This window comes from Desulfobacterium sp. N47 (assembly GCF_051233685.1).
GTDB lineage: Bacteria > Desulfobacterota > Desulfobacteria > Desulfobacterales > RPRI01 > RPRI01.
The window spans coordinates 1-15,492 of sequence record NZ_JBAMMY010000181.1 but is presented as its reverse complement, the minus strand read 5'-3'; the positions used below and the strand labels follow the sequence as shown (position 1 = coordinate 15,492).

Here is a 15,492-nt window from a genome sequence, read left to right as displayed (position 1 = left end):
ATTTCGGATAACAGGACAGACAGGTACTTAAATGTTTCTTTGTGTTTAATCAGGCAACATTAACAAGATAAGAGGAGTAGACGCTATGACTGAAATTATTGATATTAAGGCAAGAGAAATTCTAGATTCGAGAGGGAACCCAACGGTTGAGGTGGACGTATTTCTTTCCTGCGGAGCTATGGGGCGGGCGTCTGTTCCTTCAGGAGCTTCCACCGGAAAACGCGAAGCTCTTGAACTTCGTGATACTAAAGCAAAAAGATTCGGAGGTAAGGGTGTTGCAACGGCGGTTAAAAACGTACTTACCACTATTGCTCCTGCAATCCACGGCATGGATGCAGCGGATCAGACTGCGCTTGACAAGAAAATGATCAAGCTTGACGGAACTCCTAATAAGTCAAAATTAGGAGCGAATGCGATTCTGGGCGTCTCAATGGCTGCTTGCAGAGCTGCGGCTGCTGCATTTGGAATGCCTCTCTACCGTCATATAGGAGGTATAAGCGCCCGATATCTGCCTCTTCCAATGATGAACATAATCAACGGAGGTGCTCATGCCGCAAACAATCTCGATATACAGGAATTCATGATAATTCCTGTAGGAGCCAAAAATATAGCTGAGGCCATCCGTATGGGAGCTGAAACTTTTCACAGCTTAAAAAAGATACTCAAAGATAAAGGCCTTAACACAGGCGTGGGTGATGAAGGCGGGTTTGCGCCGGATCTTTCTTCAAATGAGGAAGCGATCAAGAACATAATGCTTGCAATAGAAGCTGCCGGATATAAACCAGGCGATGATATTGGAATAGGACTTGATGCTGCTGCAAGCGAGTTTTATAATAAAGGAAAATATAATCTGAGTTCGGAAGGAAAACTTCTTAGTGCAGAACAGATGATTGATTATTATGAAATATTGATTGATAAATACCCTATCCTATCTATTGAAGACGGTCTTGCCGAACAGGACTGGAAAGGGTGGAATACAATGACAGGACGTCTTGAAGACAGCATACAGATAGTAGGCGACGATATATTCGTTACAAATCCGGCAATATTTACAAAAGGCATAGAAAAAGGTATAGCAAACTCCATACTGATAAAACTTAATCAGATAGGTACCGTCACGGAAACATTAGATACCATTGAAATGGCCAAGCAGGCTGGTTATACAACCGTAATATCCCATAGATCCGGAGAAACCGAGGATTCATTTATCGCTGATCTTGTTGTCGGTACAAACGGGGGCCAGATAAAGACAGGCTCGATGTCAAGAAGTGACAGAGTTGCAAAATATAACCAACTTATAAGGATTGAAGAAGAGTTGGGAGAAGGGGCGCTTTTTTCGGAAGAGCTTCTTTGAATAAAGATTAAGGTTTAAGGTTCAAGGTTCAAGGTTCAAGGAAAAATATTATCTAAGGCCTTTAGCCTTGAATCCTTTTGACTGATAATAATATTGAACTCAAGTCTTTGCCTGAAGGCGAAGGTTTTTCTTCCAATCTTTGATTGGGACAATAACAAAGCAGATACGAGAGGCGTTTATATGGGAAATGATACAAAGTATATTTTTGTGACAGGTGGGGTTCTTTCATCTCTCGGAAAAGGACTTGCTTCTGCATCCATAGGAGCTCTTCTGGAAAGCCGGGGGCTTTCCGTAACTATTCAAAAACTTGATCCATATATTAACGTTGATCCGGGCACAATGAATCCTTTTCAGCATGGAGAAGTTTTTGTTACAGACGATGGCTCTGAAACCGATCTTGATTTAGGTCATTATGAACGCTTTACAAGCATCAAGATGGGACAGGATAATAATTTTACTACAGGCAAGATTTATTATTCTGTAATATCAAAAGAAAGACGCGGAGATTATCTGGGAGGAACAGTTCAGGTAATTCCGCATATTACGGATGAAATTAAAAATGATATAAAGCTGGTGTCGGATAGCGTGGATGTTGTTATCGTGGAAATAGGCGGCACCATAGGAGACATAGAAAGTCTTCCTTTTCTTGAAGCCATACGTCAATTTAAAACTGATGTAGGGAAAGAAAATGTTATTTATATCCATCTTACTCTGGTCCCATATATAGCAACAGCCGGTGAAGTCAAAACCAAACCTACTCAGCACAGCGTAAAAGAACTGCGAAGTATTGGAATTCAGCCTGACATACTTCTTTGCCGGACAGACAGATTTTTATCTAAGGAAATAAAGGCCAAGATAGCTCTTTTTTGCAATGTGGGTGTAGACGCTGTTATTACAGCATTGGATGTCGAATCCATTTATGAAGTTCCTCTTATTTTTCATAATGAAGGACTTGATGATAAAATCATAGAACTTTTAAATATCTGGACAAGGGCGCCTCGCCTTGAAGCATGGAAAGATCTTGTAAAAAGGATCAAATCGCTTAAGCATTCGGTTAAAATTGCTATTGTAGGAAAATATACCAATCTTACCGAATCATATAAAAGTTTGAATGAAGCCCTTTATCACGGCGGATTTTCAAATGACTGCAAGGTTAATCTTTTCTTTGTTGATTCTGAAAATATTAACGCAGATAACTGTAAAGAAGTACTTTCAGATGTGGACGGCATATTGGTTCCGGGCGGCTTCGGCACGCGCGGAATCGAGGGTAAAATATTGGCTGCACAATATGCCAGGGTTAATAAGATACCCTACTTCGGGATTTGTCTTGGTATGCAGCTTGCTGTAATAGAATTTGCCCGCAATGTTGCCGGAATGACTTCTGCTCACAGCTCCGAGTTTGACGAAAAAACCACATTTCCCGTTATCTATCTTATGCTCTCATGGTATGACGAAAAAACCAAAGCCATACAAAAAAGAGACATCTCTTCTGAAAAAGGCGGAACAATGAGACTTGGTACATATCCGTGCATTCTTGAAGAAGGAACACTTGCCCATAAGGCGTATGGAACATATGAGATTTCCGAAAGGCACAGGCACAGGTATGAATTCAACAATGAGTTCAAGGAAATACTGGAAGAAAAAGGGCTTATTATAAGCGGAACTTCGCCAAGCAAAGATCTTGTGGAAATTGTTGAAATAAAAGAGCACCCATGGTTTCTTGGATGTCAGTTTCACCCTGAATTCAAGTCACGCCCTATGCAGACCCATCCTCTTTTTCAGTCATTCATAGGCGCGGCATTAAAAAAGAAACTTGAATAGGAAACAAGTTAAAAAGACCGGCTCAGAATCACTTGAGTTTTGAAACAATAAATTCGGCTGTTTTTTCAGCAGAGACACCAAAAAGATCTTCCATTCTGATCCGGTCAAGGTGTTTGTCATCCCAGGGCACACTATTTTCCTGAACAATGTTTTTTATGTGATCATATTTTCCGCCAAGAGCCTTTATCTTCATAGGCAGAGGAACACTTTCCTTAAATGAAATATTTAACAAAAGAAGGTATTCAATGATATTCGGGCTTTGCGGGGAAGATGATATTACAGGAATTACTATTATGCTGCGGTCATCCTTTCTCCCTTTTCCTATATAAACATTGCCACCTTGTACAATGATTTTTTTTGTGCCTTTAAGACGGGAATCCGTTTCAACTCTTGACGGAATAGATTTTAATATGCCTTCTTTTTTTACTATATCAATAGTCGTATCATCAGTCAGCTCTCCAAGCAGGTCCAGCCCGCCTATCCTGTAGAGAATATAACCATTAATAGCCGAAACAATTTCCTGCAGATTTTTTAAAACCAAGATATTCTTGTTTGTAAGCTGAGACGGATTCAAACTGTTGAAAGATAAAACGTCAAACAGAATTCCATAGAGTTTTTCACTTATGCGGCTTGTTCCTACAGTTACTGTTTTAGCCTGATGCTTTATGGCATCTATAGGTCTTGTCATAAGGTTTATGGATTCGCTTAAGAATTTAAAAAGAGTATCGAGCATATTTTTTGGTGTTCCTTTCATGCCGAAATCCAGCTCGAAATCGGAAACCGGAAGCTTACCCGAAAGATACTTGCAGAGTAAAATAAGATTCAATGCTGAATCAAATCCGGTAAATGAAGGAAAACGCTTTTCGACTCTTCTTTTTCTGAACTCATTGTAAAAGTTGGCTATTTTTTCTCTGAAGGATTTTTCCAGTATCAGTTCATAAATATCTGTTCCTTTTTCAATCTGCTCATCTATAGAGCTTTGCAATTCTTTCCTGAACTTGTACATAAAGCTTGAGCCTTCGTTTATCGATAATGCTGCATAATATCCCCAGATGTGGCCTGCAAGAGTGTTTAATATCGGCGCAAGGTGTTGACCCACCACAGGAACATGGAAAACATCCTCAGCATATTGAGCGAATCTATCTTCTCCTTCGTCTGCTATAACCACAGGAGCCGCCTTGTGAGCCTTGAATATGGCAGTATCTTTTACTATATCTCCAATGACATTGCCCCTCGTACCGGCGCTGCATATAATGATTAACGGCTCTGATGAAAGGTCTATATGCTTTTTATCTTCCACATAATCAGACGAGATTGTCTTGTAGCATAATTCACTGAGTTTAATCCTTATTTCATCAGCTGAAGCCTTGTTCGGACCGCTTCCGACCGTAGCCCAATAAGTTTTTGTAACAGCAAGCCTTCTTGCGGATTGTTCAATCATATCCTTGATCGAAAGTACTTTTTTCATATGAGAAGATATTTCAATAAGATTTTTTACCTCATCAGAAATAAAATTTTCGTTTCTGTTCTTTTTAATCTGAGCAATATAAAGGCCAAGAACAGCACCTGCAACAATCTGGCAGTAAAACGCCTTTGTTGATGCCACAGACATTTCAATATCCCGGCCACTGCTGGTATAGATAACTCCGTCAACCTTGAAAGTTATATCCGAATCTCTTCTGTTTACAATCGCAAGAGTCCTGGCGCCTCTTTTTTTCACCATTTCTATCGCACGGTTTGTATCCGTAGTTGTTCCCGACTGGCTTATTGCCACAACAAGAGTGTCCGACATACTTTCCGGCATTTCTCCGGAATCAAGCATAAACCCGCTCAGCTCGGAAGCTTTATGGGCGCTGATATTAATCAATGGATCGTTCAGATAGTAATTAAGTATGTCTGAGCAGGCAAGTGCCGCCACTCCGGCTGTTCCCTGACCTGCAAAAATAATACGCCTTATTTTCTTTTCGTTAAAAACTGTTTTAAAAGATTCGGGAAACTCTTTTTCAGAAAGGAATACGGAATAAGTTTTTCCGTCTGCACTTGTCTTCCAGCGGTTTTGAAGTGTCTTTTCAACCGATAAAGGCGATTCGGATATCTCTTTTAAAAAGTAATGGGGATAATTCTGCCGGTCAATATCTCTTGAAGTAATGCCGGTATGCTTTATATCCTTATCTTTAATATTAACAGGAGTATTGTCATAATACGTTGCTTTTATTCCTGAAAGCCCGCCAGGAGACTCCTGGGATAATATAAAAATCTGTCCCTGGGTGCTCCCGTTTTTGCTTTCTACTATTTTGTCGCCTTCCATCTTTATATAATCAGGGGTTTCTTCCACAAATCCGTAAACTTCGGATGCCGGCATGTAATTATCTTTTCCTATGCCGATAAAAAAAGCCTGTCCGCTTCCTTTATGGGCAAGAAAAATTTTTCCCGGATCAAGATTTGTATGCATTGATATGGCATGAGATCCCTCAAAATCATTTACTGCGAGACGGAATGATTCTTCGATATTAATGCCCTTGCATAAGTATTTTTCGATCTGAAGGGGAATGATTTTGGTATCTGTTGTTATCTCACTGCAAAAAGAATTGCCGCCGCTTTCATATTCCTTTTTGAGTTCGTGGTAATTGTCGATATCTCCGTTTAAACACACATGTATTATGCCTCTTTCCCACAAACCGAATTCAGCTTTGTTTCCGTCTACCGGGTGACAATTTGCTTCCGTTACAGCACCAACAGAAGCCCATCGGGTATGAGATAAAACTGTATGATACTTGTGAGGAAAAGAGACGAGTATTTCCAGAATATGGTCATTTTTAATCTGATTTCGCAAAAAATTTATATTGTCTCCAAGGCTTCCTATCTCTGCCGCAACTTTATAAACAAGAGCTACACTGACAAGAGAGTCCCCGTTTTTTTCTGTTGTTTTGCCAATTGACAGGCCACCATTTAGCAGGATATCGCGGTTCGAACGCTCTTTTAAGGTTTTAGTAAGCTTCTTTTTTGAGATTTCTTTTTCAAATTTATTATATTCACCGGCATCTAAAACAAACATCAGTGAAATACCGGCTGAATCACGCCCTCTTACTTCAAGACGATCCATGCTGTTTAACACAGCATTTAGATTTTTATAAATGGTTACAGAATAAAAAGAAGAGTTATTTTCAGAAGCTCCTATGAGGCTGCTTACCTTTGGAATATTTTGTCCGGTTTCATTTGAAATAATCCATGAAATATCTTTAAGGTCTTCAATTCTGCTTGATATTGTTTCAACCGCCGATGGCTCAAGAAGTCCCATTTTCTCTGAAAGAATTGTTGATTCCGAATCAATAATTTTGTTTATTCTTTTTGAGAGCTCAAAAATCCTGTTCTGAATATTTTTATTTGTGAATATCTCAAAGAATAATTCGTCTCTTTTTAATTCCCGCACGTTTTCAAGAAGAGATTCAACCATATCTCTTCCGCATAAATAATGATCATCCAGGGAAACATTATCTTTTATGCAAAGCTCAAATGAGCGGGACTCTATTTTTTTAACACTGTTTTCAATGGATGCGATATCAATTTTTGGAGCAGGTTTTTTGCTTTTATTAAAAGAAATAATACCTGTGATTCCGCAACACAAAATATTTTTCGGACAAGGGAAAAAAATAAAGGAAAAAGCAGGTGTATCAGACGGGTCTTTGGCAAAATAAACATTGGCAAAAAGATATGGAATGATTTTGCAGGATACTCTTTTAATAAGATTTAAGAATATATTTTGAGCTTTGGACTTTATGATTATACAATGTCTGATAAGGCGCATAAGATTATAACTCCTCTATATGATCATCAGATGTCGCGCATCGAATCTGAATATTTAATGTGCTTTATCTGATGTTTAATTTACATAAAAAATATAATGGTTCAGATTTTTCTTTTATATAGGATCTCTAAAATCATTTTTATATCTTCAGGCCTGTCCACCCCAATGCTTTCGTGTTCGGTTAAAACAACATGTATGGCAATGTCATTTTCAAGCAACCTAAGCTGCTCGAGTTTTTCAGCAACTTCGAGTCTGCTTTGTCCCAGAGAAACAAATTCTTTAAGTGTACTCATCCTGAAAGCATATAATCCGATATGCCCGAAAAAAATCCCGTCCTCACCATCACGATAACACGGAATCGCCATACGCGAAAAATACAGGGCGTTTCCTGTTTTGGAGAATACAACCTTTACCTGGTTAATATTGGCCGCTTCATTGTTTGTGATCTTTCTTGCAAGGGTTGTAACATGGATCTGCGGGGATATAAACGGCTTTACTATTTGTGTAAGCATTTCAGGATTAAGAAGCGGCTCGTCTCCCTGTATATTCACAATTATGGAATCATCGGAAAGATTTAATATTTGTGCTGCTTCCAGAATCCGGTCGGTTCCGCTTGGATGATCCGGTCTGGTTTCAACTACCGGAACATCAAGAGCTTTAGCAGCGGAAACAATGCGCTTGTCATCTGTTGCAAGAACAACCATTGAAAGCTCCCGGCACTTTTTTGCGTTATTATATACATGCCAGAACATAGGCTTTCCTGCAATATCGGCAAGAGGCTTTCCCGGAAATCGGGTTGATTCATAACGAGCCGGAATTATACCGTAACATTTATAATGTTTGTCCATTGAAGTTTTATTTATGAAAACAGTTTAATAATTTTTAGAAAAAAGTTTAAGTGAGTTGTGGTGTATCCGCCACTATTATTTTAAAAACAGCTATTGAATCCATATATTAAATTATCCGAATAAGCAAGATAGCCGATAAACTTTAGCAAAATAGATAATTATTAAGGAATTATATTGAATTTAGCAACCAAAGGCTGATAAAAACAATCATGAATTGGGGCATCCTTTATTAATGGTCATTGATTATTTTATATCTAAAATTATATAGATTATAACTGTATGATAAAATTATCTGAAATTTTTAATAAATTCTTCAAAAAGAAAGCAAGCGGGTCACTTGCCGATATTGATTATCTCCGCAATGATTTCAAATCCCGTTATCACTGTTTCCGGGTCCTTTTAAGTTCCAACAACAAAGCGCTTGAGATTATGGCTGATATTGAGCTGCTTCTTGAAGGCAAAAAGCCATTTGGGATAACTCATATAAAGTCTCACTGCACTGCTGCCTCAGTAAACGTTTTTAAAATGATAAAAAATTTTGATGAACTTGCCCCGAAAAAATATGCTGAATTATTTTCCAGGTTCAACGCCATACAGCAGCAGATAAATCTTCTTCTTTCACAAAAAAAACCGGTAACCGACAATCGGCTTGTTATTCCTCTTGCTTTGGTTAATAAAAATATGGCCGATATTATCGGAAGTAAAATGGCTAACATAGGAGAGATAAAAAACAGGTTGCATTTAACTGTTCCGCCCGGATTTGTTATCACTTCGGCAGCCTATGATAAATTGCTTTCGCACAATGATCTCCAGACCGAGATCGACAGGCTTTTTCAGACAACAGATACCGAAGATATGGAACAGCTTTATACTCTGTCTTCAAAAATCCGTCAAATGATTATGAATTCAAAAGTTCCGAAAGAACTTGAAGACAGGATAACAGAATCGCTTACCGCTCTTGAAAACAGAAGAGGGAAAAAATTGCGCCTTGCACTCAGAAGCAGCGCCATAGGAGAAGATACAGCCAAAAACACTTTCGCGGGCCTCTATCATTCCGAATTAAACGTCGGTTCCGACAATATCATTGAAGCATACAAGAATGTGGTTGCTGGAAAATACTCACTTCAGGCAATAACTTACAGACTTGAAAGAGGGTTCAGGGATGAAGATATTCAGATGTCGGTAGGATGCATGGAGATGGTGGACGCGATAGCCGGAGGTGTGATGTATACAAGAAACCCTGTGAACATGAGTGATGATTATATCTTTATTAACTCGGCATGGGGGTTGCCTAAATCGGTTGTTGACGGAAGTATAGATTGTGATCTTTTTATAGTATCAAAAAAATCTCCGATTGAACTTATTCATAAAGATATAAAAGTAAAGCCGAAAAAATTCATCTGCTACTATGAAGAAGGCGTATGCCGAATGGATAACACCGGAGAATCAAAAGATCTCCCGTCTTTGGCCAAAGAGCAGATGTTTGCTTTATCCGATACAGCGATTGAGATAGAAAAATACTACGGCTGTCCGCAGGATATCGAATGGGCGGTAGCAGACGATGGCTCGGTTTATATGCTACAGTGCAGGCCGTTACAAATATCCGAACGTTATAAGGAAATTATACTTCCCGGTATTGCAGAAAAGGATTCAACCGTTATAATCAAAGGAGGGATTACATCAAGCCCCGGAGTTGGTTTCGGCAAGGTTTTTCATGTTGATAAGGCTGTTGATATTTTGAAATTTCCCGATGGAGCTGTTCTTGTGGCAAGGCAGGCTTTACCGGCTTGGGCGCCTCTTTTAAACAGGGCTTCTGCTGTGGTAACGGAACAGGGGGGTTTTGCGGGACATCTTGCAAATGTGGCGCGGGAAATTGAAGTCCCCGCTCTTTTCGGCGTACCTGGAGTATATGACAAATTAATAGATGGCGAATTGATAACGGTTGATGCAAACGGGCTTGCCATTCATGCCGGGGAAATCGAATCACTTGCCGAACAAAAAGTTGCAGCAAAAAATCTTATGAAAAACAGCCCTGTTTACGATATCCTTAAAGATGCAAGCAGGCTTATAGTTCCGCTTAATCTTCTTGATCCGGATTCACGCTATTTTAAACCAATAAACTGTAAATCCCTGCACGATATAACCCGTTTTATCCATGAAAAATCAGTACAGGAGATGTTTAGCTTCGGCAAAGAACACAATTTTTCAGAACGTTCCGGAAAACAGCTTGTTTATAAAGTTCCGATGCAGTGGTGGGTTCTCAATCTTGATGACGGATTTAAGGAAGAGGTTGAGGGAAAGCGTGTTCATCTTGACAATATTGTATCTGTTCCTATGCTTGCAATATGGGATGGAATTATATCATTTCCGTGGGAAGGCCCCCCGCCTGTTGATGGTAAAGGTTTTGCAAATGTAATGTTCCAGGCTACATTAAATCCGGCTTTGGAAACAGGCGTGCGCTCAAAATATGCCGAGCGGAATTATTTTATGATATCGAAGTACTTTTGCAACCTGAGTTCAAGACTAGGCTTTCATTTCTCAATAATAGAAAGTATTGTATGTGACAGGGAAGCGGAAAATTATATCAGTTTTCAGTTTAAAGGAGGGGCCGCCGATCAAGACAGAAAACTTAAGAGAGTCTTGTTTCTGGCGGAAATACTGGAAGAATACGGTTTCAGGGTTACAGTAAAAAAAGACAGCCTGTTTTCAAGAATTGATAATCGTGAAAGAGAATTTATGGAACAGCGTCTTAAAATACTGGGCTACCTTACAATTCATACAAGACAAATCGATATGATAATGTCTAAGGAATCCACCGTAAAATATTATAAAAATAAGTTTGCCGCAGAAATAGAACAGATTATAGGCAAGCAGCAGTAAAGACTTTGTAAAGAAAAGGAATAATGATTAAAGTTCTCTTAGTAAGACCACACGCATATCTGCCAACCTCGAAGTGGCTTCAGTCCATGTTGCTATTAGAACCCTACGCTCAGGAGCTTATTGCCGGAGCAGTAAAGCTTCCCAATGATGTAAGTATCTGCGATCTGGCAGTGCAGAAACAACCGATAAAAGCGTTCAAACTTATACTGGAGGAATACCGGCCCGATTTTATCGGTTTTGGAGGTTTTTCCGGGCAGTACCGCATAAACTGCGAGCTGGCCGGCCTTGCTAAAAAAATACTGCCGAAAGTACTGACTTGCCTTGGCGGGATTCATGCTTCAAGCTATCCCACAGACTGCAAGGCCCCTGAACTGTTTGATCTTGTAGTTCGGGGAGACGGAGTTTCTGCAATAAAAGTTATCTTAAAAGCTATGGAAAGCGGTCAGCCGCTTCCTGAAACCGATTGGATTTTGCCCACCGCTTCACCAAACTTTGATTGCCTTGCGGTTAAACCGCCTCCGCCGCTTCATTCCGATGGTATCAACACCCGTCCCCGCCGTGATCTGGTAGATATGAAAAAATATTACTGCATCTGCTACGGCGAGCCAAAGCAGAAAATGAAAACACTTTTTCCCGGGATTGCATGCGTAAGAACAAGTGTGGGCTGTCCCAACCGGTGCAGTTTTTGTGTTGTTCACTTTCTTGCAAACGGGAAATATCTCCAGCGCAACATTGAGGATGTAGTAGATGAGATCGCTTCCCTTCATCAGGAATATATCTACTTTGTTGATGATGAAACTTTCACCAATGCCAAACGAATGAGTAAACTTGCTGAAATGCTGATTGAAAGAGGAATCAGAAAAAAATACCTTTCATGGGCGAGAAGCGATACAATTTGCAGGCATCCCGAACTGTTCGAGCTGTGGAAAAAGGCCGGTCTCGAACTCGTTTATATCGGATTTGAATCGCTCGAAGAAAAGAATCTGACAGGATACAACAAAAACGCCACTCCCTCTCAAAACCGGAAAGCGCGGGAGATTTTGCGAAATCTCAATTTAAATATTCATGCCGCATTGATGATCAATCCTGATTTCGACAAAGAGGATTTTGAGATCGTACATAAGACTATAGAAGAACTTTCACCCGCCGAATTTGCTTTTACCGTTTTTTCTCCGCCACCAGGCACAGAAGCTTTCGCTGCTGCCAAAGACAGTTTTATTTGCGACGATCCATGTCTTTATTACGACTGCCTTCATACCATTTTACCCACCAAACTGCCTTTGAAAACATTTTACCGATATTTCTCGATTCTTTATGCACTCGGCGCAGCAAAGATTCCTCCACGGATCAACAAGGTAAAAGTGCCTTTCAGGGATTTTATTAAATTGATTTTAGGTGGTCTCAAGTTCGGCCGCCAACTTCACGGGATGTACCGCGATTATGACAGGAAATATTGGTAATGCCATCTTCCTGCTATTGTAACCAGCCGTTTTTTCGATTTTATCGGCTTACCATAACCACAAAAACAGTATGATCTATTAGAATCTGAGATGTGTGCATGCTGTCTGTTGAATGATATATGTTGTATATTGTTTCAACCAAATTCCACATCTATTGTCCGTTTTTTTATAATTCTTTATTTCGGAAAATAATTGTAAAAAATATGTATAAACAGGTTTTACCTATACAGCTTGTAATCAATATTAAATTTTCTTGCCTTGTAATTAAATTTTCTGATTGTGGTTTTTAATACTTTTGCAGCCTGGGCGCAGTTTCCTCTGGTGTTTTTTAATGCATCGATAATTTTTTCCTTTTCAAGATTTTCAACAGAATCTACAAGTGAAAACGAGGGCATTGTTCCGGATTCTATACCTGTTTGCAAGGTAGGCGGAAGATGGTAGCTGTGAATCGTTTGTTCTTCGCACAAAAGTACTGCCCTTTCGATACAATTTTCCAGTTCCCTTACATTTCCCGGCCAGTGGTAGGCCATAAGCATATCAATGGAAGGAGTAGAAAGCCTGCGGATATCCTTTTTGTTTTCCTTTGCGTATTTTTCAAGAAAGCTGTCTGCCAAAAGCAGAATATCGGTTTTCCGTTCCCTTAAAGGCGGCATATAAATAGGAAAAACATTTAGTCTGTAATAAAGATCGCCTCTGAATGTTCCGTCTTCAACACCCTGTTCAAGGTTTTTGTTAGTGGCCGCTACAATACGAACATCCGTTTTTATTGTTTTATGCCCGCCTATTCTGTCGAATTCCTTTTCCTGAAGCACCCGGAGCAGATTTACCTGAACATCAAGATTTATTGAACCGATTTCATCCAAAAAAATTGTACCTTTATCTGCAAGTTCGAATTTTCCGAGTTTTTGTTTAATGGCACCTGTAAAGGCTCCTTTTTCATGCCCGAAAAGTTCACTTTCTATAAGATTAGCAGGAAGAGAAGCGCAATTAACTTTTACGAAAGGCCCTTTGGCTCTGTGGCTGTTGTAATGTATTGAGTTTGCGACAAGCTCCTTGCCTGTACCGCTTTCACCTCTTACAAGAACAGTGGCGTTACTTTTTGAAACCTGAGATATCATCTGAAAAACTTCTCTCATTCTGCTGCTGTTTCCAATGATATTTGTTATGCTGTATTTGTTTTCAAGTTCACTTTTAAGCCTTTTATTTTCATTTCTTAACTGTTCTTTCTCAAGATTTATGTTCTCAAGATTTATAACCTGTCTTGCTATCATTGTTGCTATAACCGAAAGCAGTTTAGTGCCATCCTTGAGCTGATATTTTTCATCGTACGGCCTGTCTACGCTTAGCGCTCCTATAATCTGGTTTTCTTTTTTCACAGGAACACAAATAAACGAAACTTCCTGATTTTTCGAATTCTTGCGTGAAGCCGTGCGATTGAGGAAAAGGGGTTCTTCGCTGATTTTGGCTATGGAAACATCTTTTCCTGTCTCAATAACGCGCCCTGTAATTCCTTCTCCCAGTTTATATTTTACGTTTTCAACAGCGCTTTTTGAAATGCCATGCGCTACTTCGATATTAATTTCATTGCTCAAGAGATTTAAGATAGTTATTGTTCCCCGCACCATGTTCATCGAATTGGACAGAATATCCAGAACCTTGTATAATGATTTCTTAAGATCAAGATGCTCGTTTAATGCGTTGCTTATTTCATAAAGCATCGTAATATCTTCAATTTTTTGCATGCTATGTTTATCGCTCATTATAAATAACCATTTTTAGAATAATTTTTTCCTTTAATATTGCGGCATAATTTTTTCTTGTTATGATAATACAAAAATGTAAAAAATTGCAAGCATTGTTATCATTAAAATTAAAAAGGCACGTTGATAAAATAATCGTTTTATGCATTACCGGAAAGGGACAATTTGTTGATTCTTCATATTGATATGGATGCTTTTTTTGCTTCCGTAGAGCAGCTCGATAACCGTAATCTTACAGGCAAATGCGTTATAGTCGGCGGCTTATCAGGCCGGGGAGTAGTTTCTGCTGCAAATTATGAGGCAAGAAAATATGGGGTTCGTTCTGCAATGCCCATGTATCTTGCAAGGCAAAAATGTCCTCATGCCGTATTTCTCACTCCCAGGAAAAACAGATATTCCGAAATTTCAAAAAGAATAATGGCCCTGCTGGAAACTTTTTCTCCGCTTGTAGAGCCTGTTTCAATTGATGAAGCATATGTGGATATCACCGGCTGCGAAAGGCTGTATGGCGCTCCAAAGCATATGGGATTAACAATCAAAAGCAGGATAAGAGAACGCATCGGCCTGAGTTGTTCTATAGGCATAGCCCCAAACAAATTTCTTGCAAAAATTGCTTCCGATATGAATAAACCTGATGGATTAACATTAATAGAGCCGGCTGATGCCGGCAAATTTTCAGAATCCATACCTATTGATAAAGTGCCGGGAGTCGGGAAGATAAAACTTAAAGATTTTGAAAAAATCGGCGTTAAACAGCTTGGTGATATAAAAAAATATCCAAAAGATCTGCTGATGAAAAGATTCGGCAAATTCGGCCTGAGACTGATAGAGCTGTCATCGGGTATCGACAATTCCCCGGTTATCCCTTATGCAAAGAGCAAATCTGTAAGCAATGAAACAACGCTGGATCAGGATACAGAGGACAAGGTGTTATTGAAGGAATTCCTATTGAAGCAAGCTGCAGATATTGGGATGCAGCTAAGAAGTCTTAATCTTAGAGCAAAGACTCTTGTGCTTAAAATTAAACACTCCGATTTCAGCCAGGTTACAAGAAGCATTACTCTTAAAACTCCAACACAATCTTCGCAAATTATATTTAAACAAACTTATATTTTGCTTGAATCCTATGAAATTAAAACTAAAATCAGGCTTATCGGAGTAGCCGCCGCTAATCTCATACCAACATCAAATCCGGTACAGATCGATATCTTTGATACTTATGTTGGTAAAAACGGCAAATGGGAACAGGTGGACAGAACCGTTGACGACATAAAAAAGAAATTTGGAGAAAATATCTTAACCCAAATTCGACAAAAGCAGGTAAAAACATAATTATTTATTTCAATCCTATTAATCTGTTGACATCATAAATAAATTTATTATTGTTCTTTGAACAAACAAACTATGATTATGTAATTTATAATGGCTCCTCGCTAAAAAGTATGGGTAATCCGATTCAAGACATGATAGATATCAGTCATCAAGAGATAGAGGAGGTTGAGACAAATTACTATGAGAGATACGGAACTATTTCAGTTGGCATTGGGTTTGACATCACCATGGC

General features: G+C 39.2%; 7 protein-coding genes and 1 pseudogene. 5 read left to right on the top strand and 3 right to left on the bottom strand.

Going from position 1 to position 15,492, the window contains the following annotated elements; all coding sequences use genetic code 11:
- Window positions 1-85: 85 nt before the first annotated feature.
- Together eno and VXK47_RS11755 are read left to right on the top strand one after the other, a co-directional pair.
- Window positions 86-1,354: a phosphopyruvate hydratase gene (eno, locus tag VXK47_RS11760; RefSeq protein WP_435548973.1), complete on the top strand. Its 1,269-nt coding sequence runs from the start codon at window positions 86-88 to the stop codon at window positions 1,352-1,354.
- A gap of 180 nt (window positions 1,355-1,534) precedes the next feature.
- Complete coding sequence (locus VXK47_RS11755) at window positions 1,535-3,175, top strand: CTP synthase (protein WP_435548972.1); 1,641 nt, start codon at window positions 1,535-1,537, stop codon at window positions 3,173-3,175.
- Window positions 3,176-3,203: 28 nt separating this feature from the next.
- Here VXK47_RS11755 and VXK47_RS11750 read toward each other — a convergent pair whose 3' ends face one another.
- Complete coding sequence (locus VXK47_RS11750) at window positions 3,204-6,980, bottom strand: SIS domain-containing protein (protein ID WP_435548971.1); 3,777 nt, start codon at window positions 6,978-6,980, stop codon at window positions 3,204-3,206.
- Window positions 6,981-7,081: 101 nt separating this feature from the next.
- On the bottom strand, window positions 7,082-7,828 hold the full coding sequence (gene kdsB, locus VXK47_RS11745) for a 3-deoxy-manno-octulosonate cytidylyltransferase (RefSeq protein WP_435548970.1): 747 nt from the start codon (window positions 7,826-7,828) through the stop codon (window positions 7,082-7,084).
- 279 nt (window positions 7,829-8,107) lie between these two features.
- On the opposite strand from kdsB, the gene VXK47_RS11740 reads away from it, so the two are divergent.
- Both VXK47_RS11740 and VXK47_RS11735 read left to right on the top strand, forming a co-directional pair.
- Window positions 8,108-10,708: a PEP/pyruvate-binding domain-containing protein gene (locus VXK47_RS11740; RefSeq protein WP_435548969.1), complete on the top strand. Its 2,601-nt coding sequence runs from the start codon at window positions 8,108-8,110 to the stop codon at window positions 10,706-10,708.
- 86 nt (window positions 10,709-10,794) lie between these two features.
- Window positions 10,795-12,168 carry a B12-binding domain-containing radical SAM protein gene (locus tag VXK47_RS11735; RefSeq protein ID WP_435548968.1) on the top strand — a complete coding sequence of 458 codons (1,374 nt, stop codon included), beginning with the start codon at window positions 10,795-10,797 and terminating at the stop codon, window positions 12,166-12,168.
- Window positions 12,169-12,386: 218 nt separating this feature from the next.
- On the opposite strand, the gene VXK47_RS11730 is transcribed toward VXK47_RS11735, so the two are convergent.
- A complete protein-coding gene (locus VXK47_RS11730) occupies window positions 12,387-13,910 on the bottom strand; it encodes a sigma-54 interaction domain-containing protein (protein ID WP_435548985.1) in 1,524 nt (507 codons plus the stop codon).
- A gap of 180 nt (window positions 13,911-14,090) precedes the next feature.
- On the opposite strand from VXK47_RS11730, the pseudogene VXK47_RS11725 reads away from it, so the two are divergent.
- Window positions 14,091-15,260 (top strand): annotated as a pseudogene (locus tag VXK47_RS11725) (DNA polymerase IV); the annotation flags it as partial.
- Window positions 15,261-15,492 lie beyond the last annotated feature (232 nt).